General features: G+C 47.1%; 18 protein-coding genes. 12 read left to right on the top strand and 6 right to left on the bottom strand.

Annotated elements, in window-relative coordinates; translation table 11 throughout:
- Positions 1 to 323: 323 nt before the first annotated feature.
- Entirely contained in the window at positions 324 to 1,142 is an 819-nt protein-coding gene (locus tag QUA02_RS29740; protein WP_333033148.1) for a class I SAM-dependent methyltransferase, read from the bottom strand.
- A gap of 313 nt (positions 1,143 to 1,455) precedes the next feature.
- On the opposite strand from QUA02_RS29740, the gene QUA02_RS29745 reads away from it, so the two are divergent.
- The 6 genes from QUA02_RS29745 to QUA02_RS29770 all read left to right on the top strand — a co-directional run bounded on the left by QUA02_RS29745 (position 1,456) and on the right by QUA02_RS29770 (position 7,415).
- A complete protein-coding gene (locus QUA02_RS29745) occupies positions 1,456 to 2,127 on the top strand; it encodes a response regulator (protein WP_333033149.1) in 672 nt (223 codons plus the stop codon).
- Positions 2,127 to 4,082 carry a sensor histidine kinase gene (locus tag QUA02_RS29750; RefSeq protein ID WP_333033151.1) on the top strand — a complete coding sequence of 652 codons (1,956 nt, stop codon included), beginning with the start codon at positions 2,127 to 2,129 and terminating at the stop codon, positions 4,080 to 4,082. The genes QUA02_RS29745 and QUA02_RS29750 overlap by 1 nt, the downstream gene beginning before the upstream one ends.
- A gap of 247 nt (positions 4,083 to 4,329) precedes the next feature.
- Positions 4,330 to 5,124 (top strand): DUF928 domain-containing protein, encoded by a 795-nt coding sequence (locus tag QUA02_RS29755; protein WP_333033152.1) that lies wholly within the window; start codon positions 4,330 to 4,332, stop codon positions 5,122 to 5,124.
- Between the two features lie 6 nt (positions 5,125 to 5,130).
- Positions 5,131 to 5,739, top strand: coding sequence for a tetratricopeptide repeat protein (locus tag QUA02_RS29760; protein WP_333033153.1), 609 nt, complete (start codon positions 5,131 to 5,133; stop codon positions 5,737 to 5,739).
- Positions 5,740 to 6,148: 409 nt separating this feature from the next.
- On the top strand, positions 6,149 to 6,877 hold the full coding sequence (locus QUA02_RS29765; protein WP_333033154.1) for a response regulator transcription factor: 729 nt from the start codon (positions 6,149 to 6,151) through the stop codon (positions 6,875 to 6,877).
- Positions 6,878 to 7,016: 139 nt separating this feature from the next.
- Positions 7,017 to 7,415 (top strand): winged helix-turn-helix domain-containing protein, encoded by a 399-nt coding sequence (locus QUA02_RS29770; RefSeq protein WP_333033156.1) that lies wholly within the window; start codon positions 7,017 to 7,019, stop codon positions 7,413 to 7,415.
- 140 nt (positions 7,416 to 7,555) lie between these two features.
- Here QUA02_RS29770 and QUA02_RS29775 read toward each other — a convergent pair whose 3' ends face one another.
- From QUA02_RS29775 to QUA02_RS33760, 3 genes are all read right to left on the bottom strand, one after another.
- Positions 7,556 to 9,514, bottom strand: coding sequence for a cation:proton antiporter (locus QUA02_RS29775; RefSeq protein ID WP_333033158.1), 1,959 nt, complete (start codon positions 9,512 to 9,514; stop codon positions 7,556 to 7,558).
- 123 nt (positions 9,515 to 9,637) lie between these two features.
- On the bottom strand, positions 9,638 to 9,790 hold the full coding sequence (locus QUA02_RS33755; protein WP_445305220.1) for a hypothetical protein: 153 nt from the start codon (positions 9,788 to 9,790) through the stop codon (positions 9,638 to 9,640).
- 2 nt (positions 9,791 to 9,792) lie between these two features.
- Positions 9,793 to 9,996 (bottom strand): GH25 family lysozyme, encoded by a 204-nt coding sequence (locus QUA02_RS33760; RefSeq protein WP_445305221.1) that lies wholly within the window; start codon positions 9,994 to 9,996, stop codon positions 9,793 to 9,795.
- Between the two features lie 130 nt (positions 9,997 to 10,126).
- Between QUA02_RS33760 and QUA02_RS29785 the strand changes: the two genes are divergently transcribed.
- The 3 genes from QUA02_RS29785 (at position 10,127) to QUA02_RS29795 (ending at position 13,076) form a co-directional block, all read left to right on the top strand.
- Positions 10,127 to 10,621, top strand: coding sequence for a DUF427 domain-containing protein (locus tag QUA02_RS29785; RefSeq protein WP_333033159.1), 495 nt, complete (start codon positions 10,127 to 10,129; stop codon positions 10,619 to 10,621).
- Positions 10,622 to 11,007: 386 nt separating this feature from the next.
- Entirely contained in the window at positions 11,008 to 12,126 is a 1,119-nt protein-coding gene (locus tag QUA02_RS29790) for a diguanylate cyclase (protein ID WP_333033161.1), read from the top strand.
- Between the two features lie 29 nt (positions 12,127 to 12,155).
- Positions 12,156 to 13,076 (top strand): hypothetical protein, encoded by a 921-nt coding sequence (locus tag QUA02_RS29795; protein WP_333033162.1) that lies wholly within the window; start codon positions 12,156 to 12,158, stop codon positions 13,074 to 13,076.
- 118 nt (positions 13,077 to 13,194) lie between these two features.
- Here QUA02_RS29795 and QUA02_RS29800 read toward each other — a convergent pair whose 3' ends face one another.
- Together QUA02_RS29800 and QUA02_RS29805 are read right to left on the bottom strand one after the other, a co-directional pair.
- Positions 13,195 to 13,434, bottom strand: a complete 240-nt coding sequence (locus QUA02_RS29800; protein ID WP_333033163.1) for a helix-turn-helix transcriptional regulator — start codon at positions 13,432 to 13,434, stop codon at positions 13,195 to 13,197.
- 403 nt (positions 13,435 to 13,837) lie between these two features.
- Positions 13,838 to 14,854, bottom strand: a complete 1,017-nt coding sequence (locus QUA02_RS29805; protein ID WP_333033164.1) for a methyltransferase domain-containing protein — start codon at positions 14,852 to 14,854, stop codon at positions 13,838 to 13,840.
- A 586-nt stretch (positions 14,855 to 15,440) separates the two neighbouring features.
- Between QUA02_RS29805 and trxB the strand changes: the two genes are divergently transcribed.
- The 3 genes from trxB (at position 15,441) to QUA02_RS29820 (ending at position 19,354) form a co-directional block, all read left to right on the top strand.
- Positions 15,441 to 16,811, top strand: coding sequence for a thioredoxin-disulfide reductase (trxB, locus tag QUA02_RS29810; protein WP_333033165.1), 1,371 nt, complete (start codon positions 15,441 to 15,443; stop codon positions 16,809 to 16,811).
- A gap of 265 nt (positions 16,812 to 17,076) precedes the next feature.
- Complete coding sequence (locus QUA02_RS29815; RefSeq protein WP_333033166.1) at positions 17,077 to 17,961, top strand: ABC transporter permease; 885 nt, start codon at positions 17,077 to 17,079, stop codon at positions 17,959 to 17,961.
- A 184-nt stretch (positions 17,962 to 18,145) separates the two neighbouring features.
- Complete coding sequence (locus QUA02_RS29820; RefSeq protein WP_333033167.1) at positions 18,146 to 19,354, top strand: AAA family ATPase; 1,209 nt, start codon at positions 18,146 to 18,148, stop codon at positions 19,352 to 19,354.
- The last annotated feature ends 333 nt before the right edge of the window (positions 19,355 to 19,687 follow it).

Consider the following 19,687-nt stretch of genomic DNA (forward strand, 5'->3'; position numbering starts at 1 on the left):
TTCTTACTCCCTCCCCTTACTAAGGGGAGGGTTGGGGTGGGGTAAAAAATTTACGACTCATTTAGGATTGCTATATCGGAATTAATATTACCCGAAATCAGGACACGGCAGTGCCGTTTCCCTACAATTAATCGCGGTAGGGAAACGGCACTGCCGTGTCCTCTATATCATTCCGGCGCAGCCGGAATGATATAATTTGGCGATAGTTACATCTGGTGCGATCGCTCCGGGCGGGCGATATTGCAGCCCGTGCTACGATTATTTTGGGGTAGGGACAAAGGCTTTCGCCGTGTCCTCCGTTGCTTGAAAGTTATTCGAGATGTCTATTGAGTTTTTTCGCCGCAAGCCATCAACCAAAAACTCATCATTAACCGATCGCCCGCAGCGACAAACTCATCCCGCGAAACCAAATAGCTGGCTATTTCCGACTCTGAAATCAGCCCTTGTTTGACCAATTGCAAAATGGGGCCGGAGTCAAGCAAAGGTTGAAACGCCTCAATTCCGATGATATCGCTGTGGCTGACAACCGCTTCTAGATCGATGCTACCAAACCCAGCTTCTTTGAGAATGCGACACAGATTTCGCCCGATGGATAAATCGCCGCCCCGCGATGTCATCACCTGCTTGAATTTCTCGCGGACAATCTGGACTGATAGGGGTGGATTTGTCAGCCAAAACAGATCCGCATCGCTATCGATAATTACCAGTTTTCCCCCTGGCTTCAAGATGCGGAATATTTCTCTAGCTGCTGCGACGGGATCGGGGAGGTGAACGAACAGCAAACGGGCGATCGCAAAATCGAAAGTGTTAGCCGCCAAACCAGTATCCGCAACCGATGCTTGAATGCGATTTACTCGATCGCCCCCTTTGTCCTGCAAATATGCTACTGCTTTTTCGTGCAGTACCGGATCGATTTCTACCGCTGTTACCGAACTGTTTGGCAGCAATTCTAACAGTTTTTCGGTAAAAAATCCCGGCCCGCTACCCGCTTCCAAAACTTTCATCCCGTCGGCTAAACCGAACCACTTTAAAGTGCGCGCTTCCTTTTCCCAACTGAGGAGAACTTGAGCTTTTAAGCGCTGGATTTCTCCCTCCAATTCCAGATTGTACGTGTTCGCCTGATACGAGCCTTCTGCTGCCATAAAATCCTCCTTTTTCCTGCTTCGACAGATAGATTATAATAGAACTGCGCTTTAGCGCAATTCTCATTGCGGACATCCACAACCCCTGTTGGCGGACAGATGCAGGACGGGAGCCAGGTAATTACTCTATTGTAAGAAGATGACCGAGACGATTTTAGATTTGAGATTTGGGATTTTGAATGAGAATTTCAGCGGTTTAAACCCCCTAGTTTCAACTAGGTCACAAATCTCAAATCTAAAATCGTAAATCCCAAATCTAAAATGGGTTGACGGATTACCTAAACTGACGATGTTGTGTGGCAACGAATCAACTATGCCCCAGACTTTACCTCAACCGGAGAAACGAACATTTTTAGTTGTGGATGACCATGCGATGGTGTTAGGTGGCACGCTTAACATTCTGAAGCAAGAATATCCAGAGGCAGACATTCTGACGGCTTCGACTGCTCAGGCAGCCCTTCAGCAAATAGCGCAGACGACCCCGGATTTGGTGATTGTGGATCTGGTGATGCCAGAGACGATCGGCGAAACGGCTCAAGCGAATTCAGGGCTTCAACTCCTCAAAACGTTGATGGAGCAGTATCCGAGTCTAAATATTGTGGTGCAGAGTGCCCATGTTCGGACTTTAGTTTGGCTGAAACCGTCGATCGACAATCACATGGGCGGCTTCACAGTTGTCGATAAGAGCCAGCCGATGAAAGACTTGCTGGCAATGGTTGATTGGGCGCTGCACGAGCGGATTTATACACCCAGAGAGATCCGCAACGGGCTGCAACTCAAACCCGCCTGGATGCAGGTGTTGCAATTTGCTTTTCACGAGAGCTTACAGGATACTGCGATCGCCAAACGGATGAATGTTTCTGAACGCACCGTGCAGTATTACTGGACTAAGATTCGAGATGTGCTAGAGGTGTATCCTGACGATCGTAAGAACCTGCGGATTCAAACGGAAGTGCGAGCTAGAGAAGAAGGATTAATTGATTAGTGAAGCGCGATCGATGGCAAGCAGTGAAAGCGGATGTCACGACTTGGGGACGAGGAGGGCTTCCAGGGGCGATGGTGATTGTCGCTGTGACGATCGCTCGATTGACCGGTGCGCTTCAGTTTTGGGAGTTGGTGACGCTCGATCGATTTCTGCGGCTGCGTCCCCCTGAGCCAATGGATGAAAGGATTGTAATCGTAAGTATCACCGAGGAAGATATTCAACGCGCCAGAACTTATCCGATTCCCGATCGCGACATTGCCGATTTGCTTAAACGCTTGCAGGCCTATCAACCGATCGCGATCGGGCTGGATATTGTCCGCGATATTCCGGTTGAACCCGGTCATGCGGAACTGACATCGGTGTTTCGCAGCAGCAAGAATACGATCGGAGTGGAGATTGCTCTGCACGATCGCAGTGGCTTTATCGTCGCACCTCCGCCCGCGCTACCACCAGAACAAATTGGCTTTGCAGATACCGTTCTGGATGCCGACGGCTATCAGCGCCGCAGTTTATTGGGCACTCACAATTCCCAGCAGCAATACCGTTTTTCGTTTCCCCTGCGACTGGCGGAACGCTATCTCGCGACAAAAGGCATTGAGCTAGAAAATGGCATCCACGACTCGGAGGCCTTCCGGTTTGGTAATACTGAGTTAACCAGGCTTCAACCCAATTCTGGCGGATATGTGGGGGCGTATGCAGGCGGCAACCAGATTTTGCTGAATGTTCGCAGCGGGACAATGCCGTTTCGCGTGCTTTCTCTCTCGCAAATCAAATCGGGACAGGTCAACCCGGATTGGATTCGAGGCAAAATTGTGTTGATTGGGATCATGTCTTTTAGTGCGAAGGATTTGGCAAGTTCAGGTGCGATCGCAGGCATCAATCCCGGACGGATTTACGGAGTCGAAATGCAGGCCCACGCCACCAGCCAGATCCTGAGCGCGGTGCTCGATCGCCGATCGTTGCTTCGGGTTTGGGCGGATGGCTGGGAAATGCTCTGGATTGGGGTCTGGGGACTCTTGGGGATGAGTTTGGGGCGATTTCTGCGATCGCCCTGGAAAATTTTGTTGGGGTTCTTAATCGCCATTATCAGCCCGATCGGGATATGTTACGGGTTAATTCTGTTGGGGTGGTGGGTGCCGATCGTACCTGTGTTGTTGGTGCTGGTGTTGAATGGGGCTGGCTTGATGGCAGCGTTATTTTATCGCCACGAACAGGAACTCCGACTGCGGTTGGAGGAACGTCAATTTGCGATCGAGCAGACCTTTAACGCGATTCATAGCGGGCCTTTACAAACATTGGTGGGAATTTTGAGAACCGCTCAAGAACTAGCAACACCGCCACCATTTCTACCGGAGTTGCAACGCCTGAATGAAGAATTACGGGCAGTTTACGGATCGGTGCAGCGAGATGCGATCGCGGATGAACCGCATCTTCGCATGGGAAGCGCGATCGAATTGGCCCTGCAGGCCCCGCTGCATGAATTGCTCTACAAGGTCTATTGCAACACGCTAGAACAAGAACTGCCCTACCTCAAAACGATCAGATTCAAAATTGTGCAGTTCGATGCCTTGAACACCTCGCATCTGCGGTTGGAACACAAGCGAGGACTCTGCCGCTTTCTCGAAGAAGCGCTCTGCAATGTGGGGAAACACGCGATCGAAGCCACTCGCTTGACCGTAATTTGCACTCAAGAAGGCGATCGGCAGGTGATTCGGGTGGCGGATAATGGCAGGGGGAACCCGTCTGACGCAGAAGCGCTGAGTTCCGGTGAAACGAACTGGGACAGGGAGACAACTCAATATCTAAACTCTAAACTCCAACCTTCAGGATTAGGAACGCAATTGGCAAACAATTTAGCCAAACAATTAGGGGGAACATTTCGGCGCTACCCAAATGTACCGAGGGGGACAGTGTGCGAGTTAACTTGGTCAGCCAAACGGCGCTGGTTCTGGTAATTGGTTCCTGAGAGTTAGCATCCGAATTATTAGCCAAAATTAGGACACGGCAGTGCCGTGTCCCTACAATATTATTTTCGGTAGGGACACTCCAAGAGCCGTGTCCTCTATATTGTATTCATCTCTTCCTTCTCTTCCTCTGTGTTCTCTGCGCTCTCTGCGGTTAAATCATTCCGATCCAAATTGATATATCTTTGCGCTTTCCCGCAAACGAAGCTTGTGGGCAGTCCTCTATTCTGTTTGTGTATTGTTGATTACTGTAGAAATAGTTACAGAGGGGATTGAGACGATGACTCACGGATTGAAGCGTCGAACCATTTACTCTGCCGGCATTGCGAGTTTAATGCTGAGTGTTTCGCTCTCTCTCGCTCCTGTAGCGCTGGCAAAATACACTCCTCCTCATAACCCTTCTAAACCGAAAGAAACGGGGACGAATACCACTCGCAGCGGCGGTTGTGAAGGTAATTCATCGGCGAGATTGACTGCCTTAGTGCCGTTTAGCCATGTGGGAGAGACGATTTCTGGGCATCCCACTTTTACCTGGTTTGTACCCGATCGCACTTCTCGCCCGCTGCAATTCCGCCTGTTCAGCTCTACGGGACAACTGCTCTACAGAACCGAGATGCAGAGTCAGCCGGGAATAATGTCGGTTGCTTTGCCTTCAAATCTGCCCCAACTGTCGATCGGGCAATCCTATCAGTGGCAAGTGGTGTTGGTCTGCGATCCGGATGATCCTTCGAGCAATGTGGTGGCGGCTGCAGAAATCCAAGTTGTTGGGTCTGCGGCGTCGTTGCAGACTCAACTTGCAGCGGCGCAAACTCCCCAACAGCGGATCGACCTGTATGCGGAGTCTGGGCTGTGGTATGACGCGATCGCCGAAGCGCGCAAAGCTTCTGAAACTTCTCAAAACCAAGCGGCTGTGCTGGAATTGCTAGATGCTCTTGCTAGTTCGGAAGCCGAACCTTTGAAAGACTGGAGCGAGCGATTGCGACAAATTAGGGCGATCGAACAACAGCGCCAACCCCCGCAACTCAAACCCTAAAATCCCATGCAGCCTTTCTCCCTAAAACTGCTCAAATCCAGTAATCGTAAGGTGCGATCGGGCTTTCTCTTTCCCCTAGCCTGTTGCTTTTTGTCTGTTGCCTTTTACATTCCTCCGCATTTCTCACTCCCGGTTGTTGCTGGGGCGATCGATGCGAGTGAAGCAGAGGGCGATCGGCTGTGGCAGCAGGGCAACCAACAATTTCAGACTCGCCAATTCCCAGCAGCGCTGAATTCTTGGCAACAGGCACTGCAAATTTATCGCGCCCTCAAAAACCGCGAAGGGGAGGGTGGGGTACTGAACAATTTGGGAGGTGCTTACCGCTATCTGGGCAACTATGCCAAAGCGATCGAGTATGGACAGCAGAGTTTAACCGTTGCCCGCGAAATTAAAGACCGCGACGGAGAATGGACAGCACTAGGCAATTTGGGAATCGCTTACAAATCTCTGGGCAATTATGCCAAAGCGATCGAGTATGGACAGCAGAGTTTAACCATTGCCCAGTCCTCCCACCCGGTAGTCCGCCAGGAAATGAATTCCACGGGGCTTATAGCGAAAGTCATCGCTATGAGGACTAATACCAAATCTGACTTAAATACCCTCTTTATTTCTTAGTCTGCGGAGGCAGACTTCGTGTGTCTAGTAGCGGTTTCAACCGCCGAATCATAAAGCGGGTGGAAAACCCGGACTTTTCTTCTGGGTTTTCATAGCGAGGACTTTCGCTTTGAGGCAGGGGTTTTAACCCCTGCCGGAATATCGGTTTAACTTTTTATAGGGCTGGAGATTCTTCGTTTCACTCAGAATGACAGAATTACCTCCCAATGCGTAAGTCCTGATATTCACATACGTTGCACTTTCCCGCAATCAAGTTTGCACCTGATACTTCATCAACTCTGTGGGTAGAACGAATGATTTTTCGATCTGAGCTGCTTAAGATTTAAGTAAAGAATGAATCTAATTACAACCTAGTTTGAACCTACAATTCCTAACTTGACACCATTAACTAACAAGAGAGTCGAACATTATGACAATATCTGCTGGTCAAAATTACAAAATTCTGCTTGTAGAAGATGACGCCCCCGTCCGCACTCTCGTCTACCGCTTTTTGAACCAGACATATCAAGTACAAGTTGCGGCAGACGGCAAAACTGCTCTCGAAATTTTTGAGGAATTCAACCCAGTCCTGGTGATATTGGATTGGAATTTACCTGACACAACTGGGTATCAACTCTGCCAACAAATGCAGAATCAAACTAATGTTTTAGTCGCGATTCTGAGCAGCCGCACTGGCCAAGAAGATCGGATTAAAATCATGAAAGCAGGTGCCGATGATTTTATTTGCAAACCGTTTAGTCTTGAAGAATTGGCAGTGAGAGTTGAAGTCTTGTTGAGGCGGGCGAGATCCGTCGCTCCGCCCAACCTTATCTTCGGTCAATTAGCGATCGATTTAGTGGGTAGGCAGGTGAGATTTAAGGAGCAAATTCTAACGCTGACAGCCTTAGAATTTGAAATATTGTGTTTTTTGGCAACTCATTCGGGTAAGGCTTGCAGCCGCCAACAGCTAATCGAAAAAGTTTGGGGGTGGAAATCCAATTATGCAACCGAAGAGCGAGTGGTGGACGTGCATATCGGTCAAATTCGCAGGAAAATGGCTAAAGTTGATGCCGCTGTTCCCAATTTTATTCAAACTGTTCGGGGATACGGTTACACTTTCGCTCCGAGCGCTCGGAGTAACAAGGTAGTTTGTAATTGAAACAGTCCTGCCTTAAGAAGGAGGACTTTGAACCATCTTCCCCTCTTTATTAATGGGGCAAGGGGATATCTAAGGGCTAATTAAAAGACTGTTACTCGCTTTCTTGAACTTTGAAATATTCGCAATAGAGTCAAAAATTATGACGATATCTACCGCTCGAACTTCCAAAATTCTGGTTGTAGAGGATGACGCCCCCGTCCGCAATCTTGTCTTCGGTGAACTAGCGATCGATTTAATGAGTAGAGAGGTGAGATTGAAAGAGAAAACTTTAGCTCTCACACCTTTAGAATTTGAGCTATTGCATTTTTTAGCCATTCATTCGGGTAAAGCCTGGAGTCGCCAACAGCTAATCGAAAAAGTTTGGGGATGGAAATGCAATGACGCACGAGACGAGCAAGTGGTGGACGTGTATATCAGTCTGATTCGCAGGAAAATGGCTAAAGTCGATGCCGCAGTGGCGAATTTCATTAAAACTACTCAAGGATACGGTTACATTTTCAATCCGATCGCTCGCAATCACACGGTAGTTTCTAATTGAAGAATCATCATTATTATATCAGGTAAATTGAACACCGCTATAGTCTGGTCAATTTACCTGCTGTATTTTTATGCCGATCGAGGAAAGCAGAACCACGATCGCGACAAGCAGATTACAGAGTACGATCGGGGATACTGCTCCTATCGCGAAACTGGTGGCTGCAAAACTTTAGCATCCTTTGCTATTTCCGTTTCCTCCAAAACCTGCTCTAAAACCGGAGAAGGAATCGGCACTTTCTCAACTACCTGATGCTTTTCCAAAGTCAAGCAAGACTGCGACGAACCAGACAATCTTTTCAACAATTTCGGTGTCGGATCGTACAGCAAATAAATAATTCGATCGCCTGCTTGCCAAATCTCGACCGCTGACACTACTTGCAAGTATCCCTGTCTTTCCAGCAGCAGCGGCGCCAATTCCCCGGCTTGAACCAAAGCTTGCAAGTGAGCAATCTGAAACTGCAATCCCTCACTTTTTAACTCAGTTTCCCCCAATTTTACTTCGCCGTCGCTCAAATATTCGTTCCAATCCTTCAGCGACAAATCGGAGACAAAGGCTTGATTGATTTTAGTCGGATTTGCAGGCGTATTTGCTTGCGGGTCTTTGGGGAATATTGCCAAAACCCTCGGCGGTGCAAACTCCTCGGCTGCTCGCTGAGCTAATACTAAGTTTACCTCGCCGTTGTTAGTCATTGCCAAAAAAGTTCCCATCGATTCGAGTCCGGCTTCTTCTAACACGCTGTGGTCGAGAGCACTGCTCAAAAACACCCGCAAACCTTCTCGTTCTGCTTGTGCGCAAGCTTCCGGGTTTGTGTCGATAATTGCCACCGATTCTCCGCGTTCTTGAAACAAGCGAGCAATTAATCTGCTCAAAGGATTTGACCCCACAATTGCTGCACCGGTTACAGATTTTGAGGTGACACCTAACAGTTGAGCCATCCGTCCGGCTGTCAGCCCCTGCACGAAAACTGTCATAATAATTGTCAGGAAAACTAAGGCTTTAATCGAGTCGCCGCCGTTGATTCCCCGCTGGGTGAGCAAAATTGCAAATAAAGATGCGATCGACGCTGAGACAATTCCCCTCGGCGCTACCCAACAAACAAATAATTTCTGCCGCCAATTCAGTCCGCTGTTCCAAGTACACAACCACACATTGATCGGCCGGACTATCCACATTAAAGCTAAAACTGTAAACAAACTTCCCCAACCGAGGGCGACCACACTAGCGAGGGATAAATCCGCTGCCAGCAGCACGAACAGCACGGAAATAGCCAGGACTGTGAGTTGACCTTTAAACCTTCTGAGCAGCCTTTCTTCCGGGACAGCAGCGGCTTTGAGGACGATGCCGGAGAGGACTGTTGCCATCAGTCCCGATTCGCTGCGGATTTCTTCTGCTAAGCCGAATAATCCCCACAAACCGGCTAAAACTACTAAGTTTTTGAGGTCTTCTGAGAGAAAGTTCGATCGCTTGAGAATGAATCCCAGCAACCATCCTCCCGCAACTCCGACGACTGCGCCAACGAAAAGGCGCACGATTAAATCTCGGAACAAGACCAGCAAGTCAGCATTGCCGTTCAAAATAATATTCAGCACCAATACCGCCAGAATTGCCCCGACAGGATCGATTAAAACGCCTTCTGCTTCTAGTAAAGCGGCGACTTGTTTGTCAACTGAAACTTGTTTGAGCAAAGGGCCGATGACTGTCGGGCCTGTGACGACTACTAGAGAAGCATACAAAAATGCGATCGGCCAGGGAAATTCTCCCAACCAGTGCGCGGCCATTCCGCCGCCAATTAGGGTAATTAAAGTACCTACTGTAACTAAATTGCGGATGCTGCCGGAAATTTTGCCCAAATCTCGCAATTCCAAATTCAAGCCGCCTTCAAACAAAATTAATGCTACGGAAAGGGAGACCATAACTTCCAAACCGCTGCCCAGCAAATTTGGGTGCAGCAGTCCCAAGCAGTCTGGGCCTGCTAAAATGCCGAAGAGCAGTAAAAATACGATCGCCGGAACTTTCAGATAAGCGGCGAGAACTTGAGCGCTGATACCACAGGTGACGGTCATGACCATCAACAGGGTGATGTTAAAGGGGATTTCCATAGATATGATTGTTACAGGCTGCCCGCTTAGTTTTAAATGTTCGATCGCGGGTAATTTGAGTCAAGGCGCTATTTTCGGCGCAGCTTACAAACTCGGCACGGCCCTGGACTTTTGCTAATAAAATTAAAAAACCTTGATATTGGCTATAACTTTATCAGATAATTCTGTCATTGCGGCTCGATCGCACAATTCACCCGCGCTCAAACCGCCTGTAGTTTCCAAATCCAAGACTGCGGGCAAATTTCCCGGATCGAGTTTGACAGTTTTGAGGAACAAATCTATTTGTCCTTGAAGCTGCTTGCCGGTCGAAAAAAGTGGTAATAAGCACCGCGTTGAATCCCCGCCGCTTTCACGGCCGCCCAATTGCGGGCGAAAGTTTGGGAAACTAACGTTGCACCTTCCGTCGATTTGACAAAACTCAAGAGAATGCCTCCACGGGCAACTATCAGCCCAATGTTAATTGGGCTGATAGTCGGAAACATCTATGCCGCGAATACTCATATTACCGAGAGTTGAGAAAAGCTAGTTTTGTCTGAAGCAGCGACTAGATTAAAGGTACATTAAATTGTAATGATAAGTCGCTAATTGTTTTTTGCAGGGGAGATTGTGCAAGTGAACTTCGATCGAATAGAACCCGGCCCCGGTCAAGAGTCTGTTTGGGATTACCCGCGTCCCCCTCGCCTTGAGGAATTGACCAAACACGTACAGATAGTTTTTAATGGAGTGACACTTGCCGACACGCGCCGCCCTCAGCGGGTATTGGAGACAAGTCACCCTCCTTTCTACTATATCTCTCCTGAAGACATCCAAATGCAATATTTGCACAAAACTTCACGGGGTTCTTGGTGCGAGTGGAAGGGACAAGCCGGTTATTACACTGTGACGGTGGGAGAACAAGAAGTAGCGAATGCGGCTTGGTTTTATCCGAATCCCATACAAGTCTTTGAGCCTATTAAAGATTATGTGGCTTTTTATCCGAGCTTAATGGATGCCTGTTATGTGGATGGGGAATTAGTGCAAGCTCAACAAGGGAGTTTTTATGGTGGTTGGATTACCAAAGATATTGTCGGCCCGTTTAAGGGAGGGCCAGGAACTTGGGGGTGGTGAGGGAGTTTTGAGTTTTGAGTTGAGGACAGGGGCAGAAACCGCGTTTTTTTACGCAAAACCTCGTTACAGCCTCGACTCCGGTTTAAAAATCCGGTTTCTTAAGTTTTTTGTGCGCCACGCATGAGTTGAGGACTGGCACAGAAACCGGTTTTTTTTACGACGCAAAAAGCCAACAGTAAAAAATCGAGTAAATAATTCAATCAATCTCTAATTGAGTGAGGATGAATTAATGGAATGCAGGCACGGCCGAAACTAACGCAGCAGCTTATCACCTGAAATAAATAGTGTAGTAAGGAATACAGCCAATGCTCATCAATAAATGTTAACATAAGTTAATAGCTAACACTAGCTTTGTTGCTGCTCTATTGTTTATGCGGATCTGCGCTGTGTTTGTTGAATTTATCGCGCCCTTTAACTCGACTGAAAAACTACCTAAAAATTTAACTTTAGAGTCTACTCTTAAGGAGCTAGCTGTATTCAATTTTCAAGTTGAATCCTCATATCTCGCCAAAGAAGTAGCTAGGTTATTTCAAGCTCACCCGCTGCTTCCGGGAGTTGTTTTGACCGTAAATAGCGAATTTTTAGGGATGATCTCGCGCAGGCGATTTATGGAACGCATGAGCCGCCCTTACGGAGTAGATATATTTGCTTGCAGACCGATTATGGCTTTGTATCAAATAACTCAAACCGATATTTTGATTTTACCAGGAGCCACCTTAATTGTCATGGCAGCTCAGCGAGCCCTGCAGCGGTCGCCGGAACAGCTTTACGAGCCGATTGTTGTGCAGTTAGAACCTCAAGCTTACCGATTGTTAGACGTGCATCAAGTGTTGGTAGCTTTATCACAAATTCACCAACAAGCTACTTGGTATATTAGCGAACTTTATTACAATTTATCTGTTACACAATCCGAATTAGAAGCCGCTAATTCTCAATTAAAATCAGCTAATTCCGAATTGTATCGCCTTGCCAACTCAGATGGCTTAACTCAGGTTGCCAACCGCCACTGTTTTAACGAATACTTAGAGAAAGAATGGCAAGAATTGGGAGAAGAAGCAGCAGAACTATCTTTAATTTTATGCGATGTTGACTTTTTTAAGGGATACAACGATACTTACGGACATCAGGCCGGAGATGCTTGCTTGCAGCAGGTAGCCCAAGCTATTTTGGAAGCCGTAAATTACTCAGCAGGCGAAGTTTCGGGGGAGACGCTGGTAGCCCGTTACGGAGGCGAAGAATTTGCGGTAATTTTGCCTCGAACTTCACCCGAAATTGCTGTCTTGATTGCAGAGCAAATTCGAGTCTGGGTGAAAAAACTTGAAATTGAAAATATTAAATCGCCAGTGTGTTCTTGTGTTACACTGAGTTTGGGAGTAGCGAGTACGGTTCCTCGATCGTCCGCAGCACAAAAAAACTTGATTGCAGCGGCAGACCGCGCGCTTTATCAAGCTAAAGACCGAGGGCGCGATCGGACAATTTTAGGTACTATCAAATTAGATAAGTAGAGAAGCTTCAGTTCAGGAACTTTTGGCTTATGGAATTGCAGGAATGGCAAAACTTGAGCGAAGAACAAAAATATCGATACTCAGAGGAATTAGCAGCATATCTGCCGCAGCCAATAATTTTTAGAGGTTTGCAACTTTACCATTGTGGTGGCCGCGAACTCTATATTGGCCTTTTCGAGTATGGAGGAGCTTTATTTTCTCTGATGCCAGGGAGTGAAGTCCAAATCGGATGCGAAGCCCGCAACTTTCGCCCGACAGATGAGCAAATAGAATCGTTTCAAAAGAGTGCTGAAGAGTACGGGATCGATCGAGACATCTACTCTTACGTACAAAGCGTCACTACACCCTCTCGAAAGGTGACAATTGCCCCGATGCTTGTAGAAATTCAACCAACAAAAATCGGTCTTGAGGCAATTAGTTCGGAGGAACTTAAAATCCAGAATTTATTACAAGATTTTCCCGACAGTTCCAGTGTTAATTGTAGCGATAGATACGGATTCGATCGCGGTAAGGATGGTTCGGTTGCGGCTTGGCAAATTATTAGCAAGACGCAGGAAGACATTGCGACTGAATTGGCGGCTGAAGGAGTCCGTTTGCTAACTTTCGACGAATGGGAGTATGCCTGCGGTGCAGGAAGCACAACTTTATTTCGCTGGGGAGACTTCAGTCCTAGCGATTTCTACCCAACTAACAATCGAGCCGACTGGAAACTCCACTTGCAGCCCAACCTTTTCGGACTCCACATCGCCCAAAATCCTTACGATTGCGAGATAATTAGCGACAAACATACAGTCCGAGGCGGAGATGGCGGATGCTCCATTTGCGGTGGAACAGGCTCTTTTCTTGGTTGGTTGCCACTAGCAACGGCTTACTGGGAACCCGATGTACTTGAGTGGTTGGATGAAGGCATTAGTGGCAATTTGATGCGCCGCGTAATTCCATTGCCCTAAGCCTAAAGTAGCTCTTTAAGTCGTTGCCGGAGCGAACAAGCAAACCTGATGTTCGACATCGATCGCCCTTTTAAATTTTACAGTCTTGGCGCTCGCCTCTCCAAAGTCATCGTTTCCATCACAGATTGTCTGGCAAGTCCCCGATCGACCTGCCGATGCTAGCCAGCAATTTCTCCAAAGCTTTCATCTGCTTGACTGTGAACGTGGGTACGTTCTTTCCCAACTCCCAACGGCTGATTGTTTGCGACGAAACGCCAAGCTCTCGCGCCAAATCTTCCTGACTCATCTCCAGTTCTTCCCTGAGCTTCTTCAAATGCGACTTCTCATCTTCAGGTCGCGGAACGGGCTTTTTCGGCATATCCTCGATCGCACATTTTTTATATAAGATGCTTAAGCATCTTGACTAAACAATAAATTGATTAGACAATATGTTTAATAGCCAGTCCAGAACCGTGGAAAGTACAAGGACTGGCTGTAATACCCCTTTGGAAAGGAGCATGAATCGATTATGCCTTACAAACAGCGTCTGAATTCCTGGATTATTGTTCGCCTGCTTCCCAATTTACAAAGAAGCGTCGTGGGTCGGTTTCGCAGTTGGTCGGATGCAGACGGTCAGATCCGCATTTTGCGACAGTTACTGCCGGAGGCTCGCCTAATAGTCGTGTTCGATCCGAGCGATCGCGCAACGGTACGGCCCATTGCTGGAAAGGCGCGATCGCTTCTATTCTCATTTGAAATGTTATCGGGCGATCGTCCCCTTTCTACAAAGTCTCGCACCAAGCCCGCTCCGCCGTCCAGTGCCTGTCCGAAGATTCGTAAACCCTCAGCCCATCCAAGCCGGCATTTTGCATCATCTCCTCAACTTCATCCAGCGCAAATGCCGCTTGCAACGAATCGCTGAATAACTGTTGCTGATGCGCGTTGCAATCTGCCGCATACAGCTTGACTAAATTCTCCCTAATTTCCGGTTTTTCCGGCCGCAGCAAATCCCGAAAAAAAATTGCTCCCTGCGGTTTCAACACCCGCTTTACTTCCTGCAAAAACGGCAGCGGATCGGGCAAATGGTGGATGATGCTGTTGGAAATCACCATGTCAAAATAACTGTCAGGATAAGGCATTGCCTTAGCATCAATTAATTCGAGACTAATTTGCGATCGCGCGCCAGCCTTTTCCACATTTTCTGCCCCGACTTTCAGCATATTTGCCGACAAATCGATGCAAGTCAATTTCCATGCTGGCCGGAGTTGAGAAATTGCGATCGGAATTCTCGCCGTACCCGTCCCCGCATCCAAAACGTTTCCAAAAACCGGCCCCAACGCCGCAGCACTCTGAGCAAAAGCAGCATTAACCTCAGTAAAGTCCATCGAATCGTATTCGATCGCCTCTTCCAAGGAATCCATCACTTCCGGTTCCAAAACTCGCTGCATAAAATTTATCTCGTTATCGGGCATTTCCATATAGGGGTTCAGTTTCGCCTGCAAAAGCTCGACTAACTCGGGTTCCATATATTGGTAATTATCCGGGATTTGCAGACAAATAACTTTCTTGCCTTCGAGACTTTCGGGAAATTTGCTGCGGAGTCGATCGCCATGCTTCTTCTCCATCACAAATATCAAATCCGCCCAACCGACAAGACCCTCAGTTACTCTAATTCTTGCACCTTTTTCCGTTCCAGCCGATCGCACGCTGTAGCCGCTAACTTTCTCGCATATTTTCTCGGCAGTCAAACTCCTCCATTTATTCTGGCTGCACACAAACAATATCTTGATTTTATCCATCTAGACACAATTACAAAATTCTATGTTTATCGTGGCACGGGCGTCCCGCCCGTGCTTCCGAAGCGGTTAAAAATTTCCTTCTAAATTTCCCCCCGATCCCACCTTACATACCACAAATACTGTATTTTGTCAAATTAGGCAAAATCTCCGTTACAAGTCTTAAACCATAAAATGCGGATTTTGCATAAAAAATTGTACTTATTACTTTTGAAGAGTTTGCTAATTTTATGAATTAAGTAGGTTTCAGCGTCAAAAAGTGAAATTAGTCATAATGCCCCTGGATTGTGAAAATCGTACCACAAGCCTCAAAGCAAGTAAATAGGTAAAATAATTGAGAATGAAGTCAATAATTTTGGTCATCTTTAGATTTGCTTAAGATTTCAGCGGTCAAAATAGATCGAACATTTAAAACTAAATCAACTTTTAGATTGTTTTTGCTTATAAAATAAGCTGGAGTTGTCCCGAAGGCCGATCGACCCTCAACAATAGATACAGATGCTCGATCGCACAAGGGCATCAAACCAAACTCGATAGAACTCTGCTACAATTAATAAAACGAAGTCGTTATGAGTTCACTTAAATAGCTATGACCAACGAAACCGTAGAAAACCTAGTCATCATCGGCTCAGGCCCCGCAGGCTACACCGCCGCCATCTACGCAGGTCGAGCCAACCTGAAACCCGTAGTCTTTGAAGGCTACCAAATGGGAGGCATCCCCGGCGGTCAACTGATGACAACCACAGAAGTCGAAAACTTCCCCGGCTTCCCCGAAGGCATCACCGGGCCGCAACTCATGGATCGGATGAAAGCTCAAGCAGTGCGCTGGGGTGCGGAACTATACACAGAAGATGTAACTTATGTAGACTTGAGCCAGCGGCCGTTTACAGTGCGATCGGAAGATAGAGAAATCAAAACCCACACGATAGTAATCGCTACAGGCGCGACGGCGAAAAGGCTGGGGCTGCCTAGCGAACACGTATTTTGGAGTCACGGCATTTCGGCCTGTGCTATTTGCGACGGCGCTACCCCAATTTTTAAAGGAGTAGACTTAGCTGTCATCGGTGCGGGCGATACCGCAGCGGAAGAATCTATTTATTTGACAAAATACGGCTCTCACGTACATATGCTGGTGCGGCGCGATCGGATGCGCGCCAGCAAAGCCATGCAAGACCGAGTGCTGAACAATCCCAAAATTACCGTGCACTGGAACACCGAAGCAGTCGATATCTTGGGCGAACCGGGCGCAAAAATGGACGGAGTGAGAATTAGAAATATCGAGACCGGCACCGAAAGCGATTTGCAGGTGAAAGGATTGTTTTACGCGATCGGTCACACTCCCAACACTCAACTGTTCCAAGGTCAATTAGAACTCGACGAAGTAGGCTATATCGCTACCAAACACGGTTCGGTAGAAACCAGCGTCGAGGGAGTTTACGCCGTCGGCGACGTGCAAGACCACGAGTTTCGCCAAGCAATCACCGCGGCCGGTAGCGGCTGTATGGGGGCGATGGTGGCAGAACGTTGGCTGTCAGTCAACGGTTTAACGCAGGAATTCCATCAAACCCAGGAATCCGAGCAACCCACAGCAGCGCCGGAAGCTCAAAAAGTTCGCAAAACCAGCGAGAACTTTGATATCCAAGACACGCGCCACGAAGGAGGTTATGCTCTGCGGAAGTTGTTTCACGATAGCGATCGACTGATTGTGGTCAAATATTCTGCTCCGAGTTGCGGTCCTTGCCACAGCCTCAAGCCGATTTTGAGCAAAGTAGTAGATGAGTTCGAGGGCAAAATCCACTATGTGGAAATCGACATCGAAGAAGATCCAGAAGTTGCTGAAAATGCTGGCGTGATTGGTACGCCGACGATTCAGTATTTCAAAGACAAAGATTTGGTAGCTGAGATCAAAGGAGTTAAGCCAAAAAGCCAGTACCGCGAGTTAATTGCCAGTAATTTGTAGGAATTCGATCGATTTGAGATTTGAGATTCGCCAAGAGAGATTTAACCTAAACTCGACTTGCGTCCCGCCTGCCAAAAACCCGGTTTCTCCCCTGCGCGCCAGTCCCGTGCAGGGGAGAAACCGATTTTTTTTTAGCTGCATCCCGCGAAAAAACCCGGTTTCTCGCGAGTGTTTGGCGAATAAGAAAGAGGATTTTTGAGTGTTCCGGGTTTTTTCGCCTGAGTCCTACTAAAATCTAAAAGTCTTATATAGGTCGATCGTCATTATGGCTCAAAGCCGCCTCCGACTGCCGCGATTTCTCAACAGTGCCTCACCGTCAAGCCTGTCCATGAAAATGATGTGGGCAGGTTTGACAATAACTGCCGTGTTTATATTGGTAGCCACCTTGTCTCCAGCTATGCAAGCTTGGGGATGGCTGCAAAATCCTACTGATGCTTTGATTAACCCCATCCACGAACCGCCGTCGCCGACTTATTGGTTTGGTACTAGCCGCAGCGGCTACGATGTTTTTTCCCGCACGCTGTTTGCTTCTCGGGCAGCTTGGCAAGTGGTGATTTTAGCCACTGCTTTGAGTTTGTTTATCGGTGTGCCGCTGGGTTTGGTTAGCGGTTATTTGGGCGGTAAGCTCGATCGAGTGTTGTTATTTTTAATGGATACAATTTATACTTTGCCGGGGCTGCTGCTTTCTTTGACTCTGGCGTTTGTAGTGGGAAAAGGAGTTTTGAATGCTGCGATCGCCCTGAGCATTTCCTACATCCCTCAATACTACCGCGTCGTCAGGAATCACACCGCCAGCGTCAAAACCGAATTATTTGTCGAAGCCGCGCGAGCAATGGGTGCTGACACTTGGACAGTGCTTTCGCGCTACCTGTTTCTGAATGTGATTCAGAGCGTACCTGTGCTGTTTGCGCTCAACGCTGCCGATGCAATATTAACATTGGGAGGTTTGGGATTTCTCGGATTAGGGCTTCCCGAAGCAACTCCCGAATGGGGACACGACTTGCGTTTAGCTTTAGATGCGCTACCTACTGGCATTTGGTGGACAGCATTGTTTCCCGGTTTAGCAATGACTTTAATGGTAGTGGGATTGTCTTTGGTGGGAGAAGGATTGAATGAGTTTGTCAATCCTAAACTGCGGAATCAGCAGTAATTGGTCTCGCGGTTAAATTAAGTTCGCAGTCAGGACTTTAGTTTTTTCTTCTTCTCTTTTCTTCCTTCGTGCTCTTGGCGTCTTCGCGGTTAGTTAAATAGGTATTATTTAAGTGCTGCGGGACTCAATCAATCAGTGGAGAAATTAGGATAAAAAAAACCGAGATTATTCTTGAGGAGGTGAAATGATGAAAAATATTCCCCGTATAGAATATCTCAAAGTCCAAAATTACCGTGCTTTGCACAATCTAGAACTCAAAAAACTTACCCCCTTAACTGTCTTCTTAGGCCCCAACGGTAGCGGAAAGTCAACTATTTTCGATGTTTTCGCTTTCCTATCCGAATGTTTCACCGAAAGCCTCAGAAAAGCCTGGGATAGACGGGGCAGATTTCGAGAATTACGTACCAGAGACAGCGAAGGCTGCATTATCATTGAATTAAAATATCGAGAGACATCCGACTCGCCTTTAATTACTTATCATCTCGCTATAGATGAAGAAAATAATCGTCCCTTCATTGCTGAAGAATGGTTGCATTGGAGGCGCGGACAATCTGGAAAAGGAAAACCCTTTCGTTTTTTAGACTTCAAAAAAGGGGAAGGACAAGTCATTAGTGGCGAAAGTCCTGATGAAGAAGGTGAAAGGATAACAGAAAAACTAGAATCATCTGAATTTTTAGCAGTAAATACATTAGGACAATTTGCCAAACATCCCCGCGTCAGCGCATTAAGACGTTTTATTACAGGCTGGTATTTATCATATTTAACCGCAGATCATACCCGCAGCCTTACCGAAGCAGGTGCACAGGAAAGATTATCTCCCACTGGCGACAATTTACCCAATGTTATCCAATACCTAAAAGAACAACATCCCCAACGGTTAGAAGAAATACTAAAAACCCTTTCCGGTCGTATTCCCCGCCTCGAAAAAGTCGAAGCCTCAATCATGCAGGATGGCAGACTTTTGTTGGAAATTAAAGATGCTCCTTTTTCTCATCCTATTCTGGCAAAATTTGCTTCCGATGGTACGTTAAAGCTCTTAGCTTATTTGATAGTATTATACGATCCTAGTCCCCCCCAATTAGTAGGAATAGAAGAACCAGAAAATCATCTACATCCGCGCTTGTTGCCCGAACTAGCACAAGAATGTCGTGCTGCTTCTGCTAATACTCAATTAATGGTAACAACCCATTCTCCATTTTTTGTGGATAGTTTGAAGCCAGAGGAATTATGGGTGTTATATCGAGATGAAAAAGGTTTTACTCAAGCAAAAAAAACCGCAGATATGCAGGGAGTCAAACAATTTATGGAACACGGTGCATTACTGGGTTCGCTGTGGATGGAAGATTTCTTTGATGTGGGAAATCCGCTTAAAAATGCGGGTGCACCGCAATAATTTTAAACTTAAAATAAAGAGAAGGTGAGCATTTTGCATCTTGAGTTTTTAGTGGAAGAACCATCCCTAGAATCAGCTTTGATCCAGCTTTTGCCCAAAATTTTGCCATCGACTGTTAGCTCTAAGATTCATGTTTTTTGAGGAAAACCAGATTTACTTGCTAAATTGCCTGACCGTTTGAAAGGTTATCAAGCATGGCTTCCGCCTGATGGGAAAATTGTTGTTTTAATAGATGAAGATCGAGAAGATTGTCTTAAATTACTGTAGTTTAGACTAAAAAATGAGCGCAGCTAAAAGTAGCCACCTTTGAAGCTCAGGCAAGCTGTTGCTCAA

The organism is Microcoleus pseudofavosus SVA1_A4 (assembly GCF_036700565.1).
Classification (GTDB): Bacteria; Cyanobacteriota; Cyanobacteriia; order Cyanobacteriales; family Microcoleaceae; genus Microcoleus.

Excerpts from the sequence above, each read along its gene's own strand:
- QUA02_RS29740 (WP_333033148.1), bottom strand. The coding sequence starts at position 1,142 with ATGGCAGCAGAAGGCTCGTATCAGGCGAACACGTACAATCTGGAATTG.
- QUA02_RS29745 (WP_333033149.1), top strand. The coding sequence starts at position 1,456 with ATGCCCCAGACTTTACCTCAACCGGAGAAACGAACATTTTTAGTTGTG.
- QUA02_RS29760 (WP_333033153.1), top strand. The coding sequence starts at position 5,131 with ATGCAGCCTTTCTCCCTAAAACTGCTCAAATCCAGTAATCGTAAGGTG.
- QUA02_RS29765 (WP_333033154.1), top strand. The coding sequence starts at position 6,149 with ATGACAATATCTGCTGGTCAAAATTACAAAATTCTGCTTGTAGAAGAT.
- QUA02_RS29770 (WP_333033156.1), top strand. The coding sequence starts at position 7,017 with ATGACGATATCTACCGCTCGAACTTCCAAAATTCTGGTTGTAGAGGAT.
- QUA02_RS29775 (WP_333033158.1), bottom strand. The coding sequence starts at position 9,514 with ATGGAAATCCCCTTTAACATCACCCTGTTGATGGTCATGACCGTCACC.
- QUA02_RS33760 (WP_445305221.1), bottom strand. The coding sequence starts at position 9,996 with ATGTTTCCGACTATCAGCCCAATTAACATTGGGCTGATAGTTGCCCGT.
- QUA02_RS29795 (WP_333033162.1), top strand. The coding sequence starts at position 12,156 with ATGGAATTGCAGGAATGGCAAAACTTGAGCGAAGAACAAAAATATCGA.
- QUA02_RS29800 (WP_333033163.1), bottom strand. The coding sequence starts at position 13,434 with ATGCCGAAAAAGCCCGTTCCGCGACCTGAAGATGAGAAGTCGCATTTG.
- QUA02_RS29805 (WP_333033164.1), bottom strand. The coding sequence starts at position 14,854 with ATGGATAAAATCAAGATATTGTTTGTGTGCAGCCAGAATAAATGGAGG.
- trxB (WP_333033165.1), top strand. The coding sequence starts at position 15,441 with ATGACCAACGAAACCGTAGAAAACCTAGTCATCATCGGCTCAGGCCCC.
- QUA02_RS29815 (WP_333033166.1), top strand. The coding sequence starts at position 17,077 with ATGGCTCAAAGCCGCCTCCGACTGCCGCGATTTCTCAACAGTGCCTCA.
- QUA02_RS29820 (WP_333033167.1), top strand. The coding sequence starts at position 18,146 with ATGATGAAAAATATTCCCCGTATAGAATATCTCAAAGTCCAAAATTAC.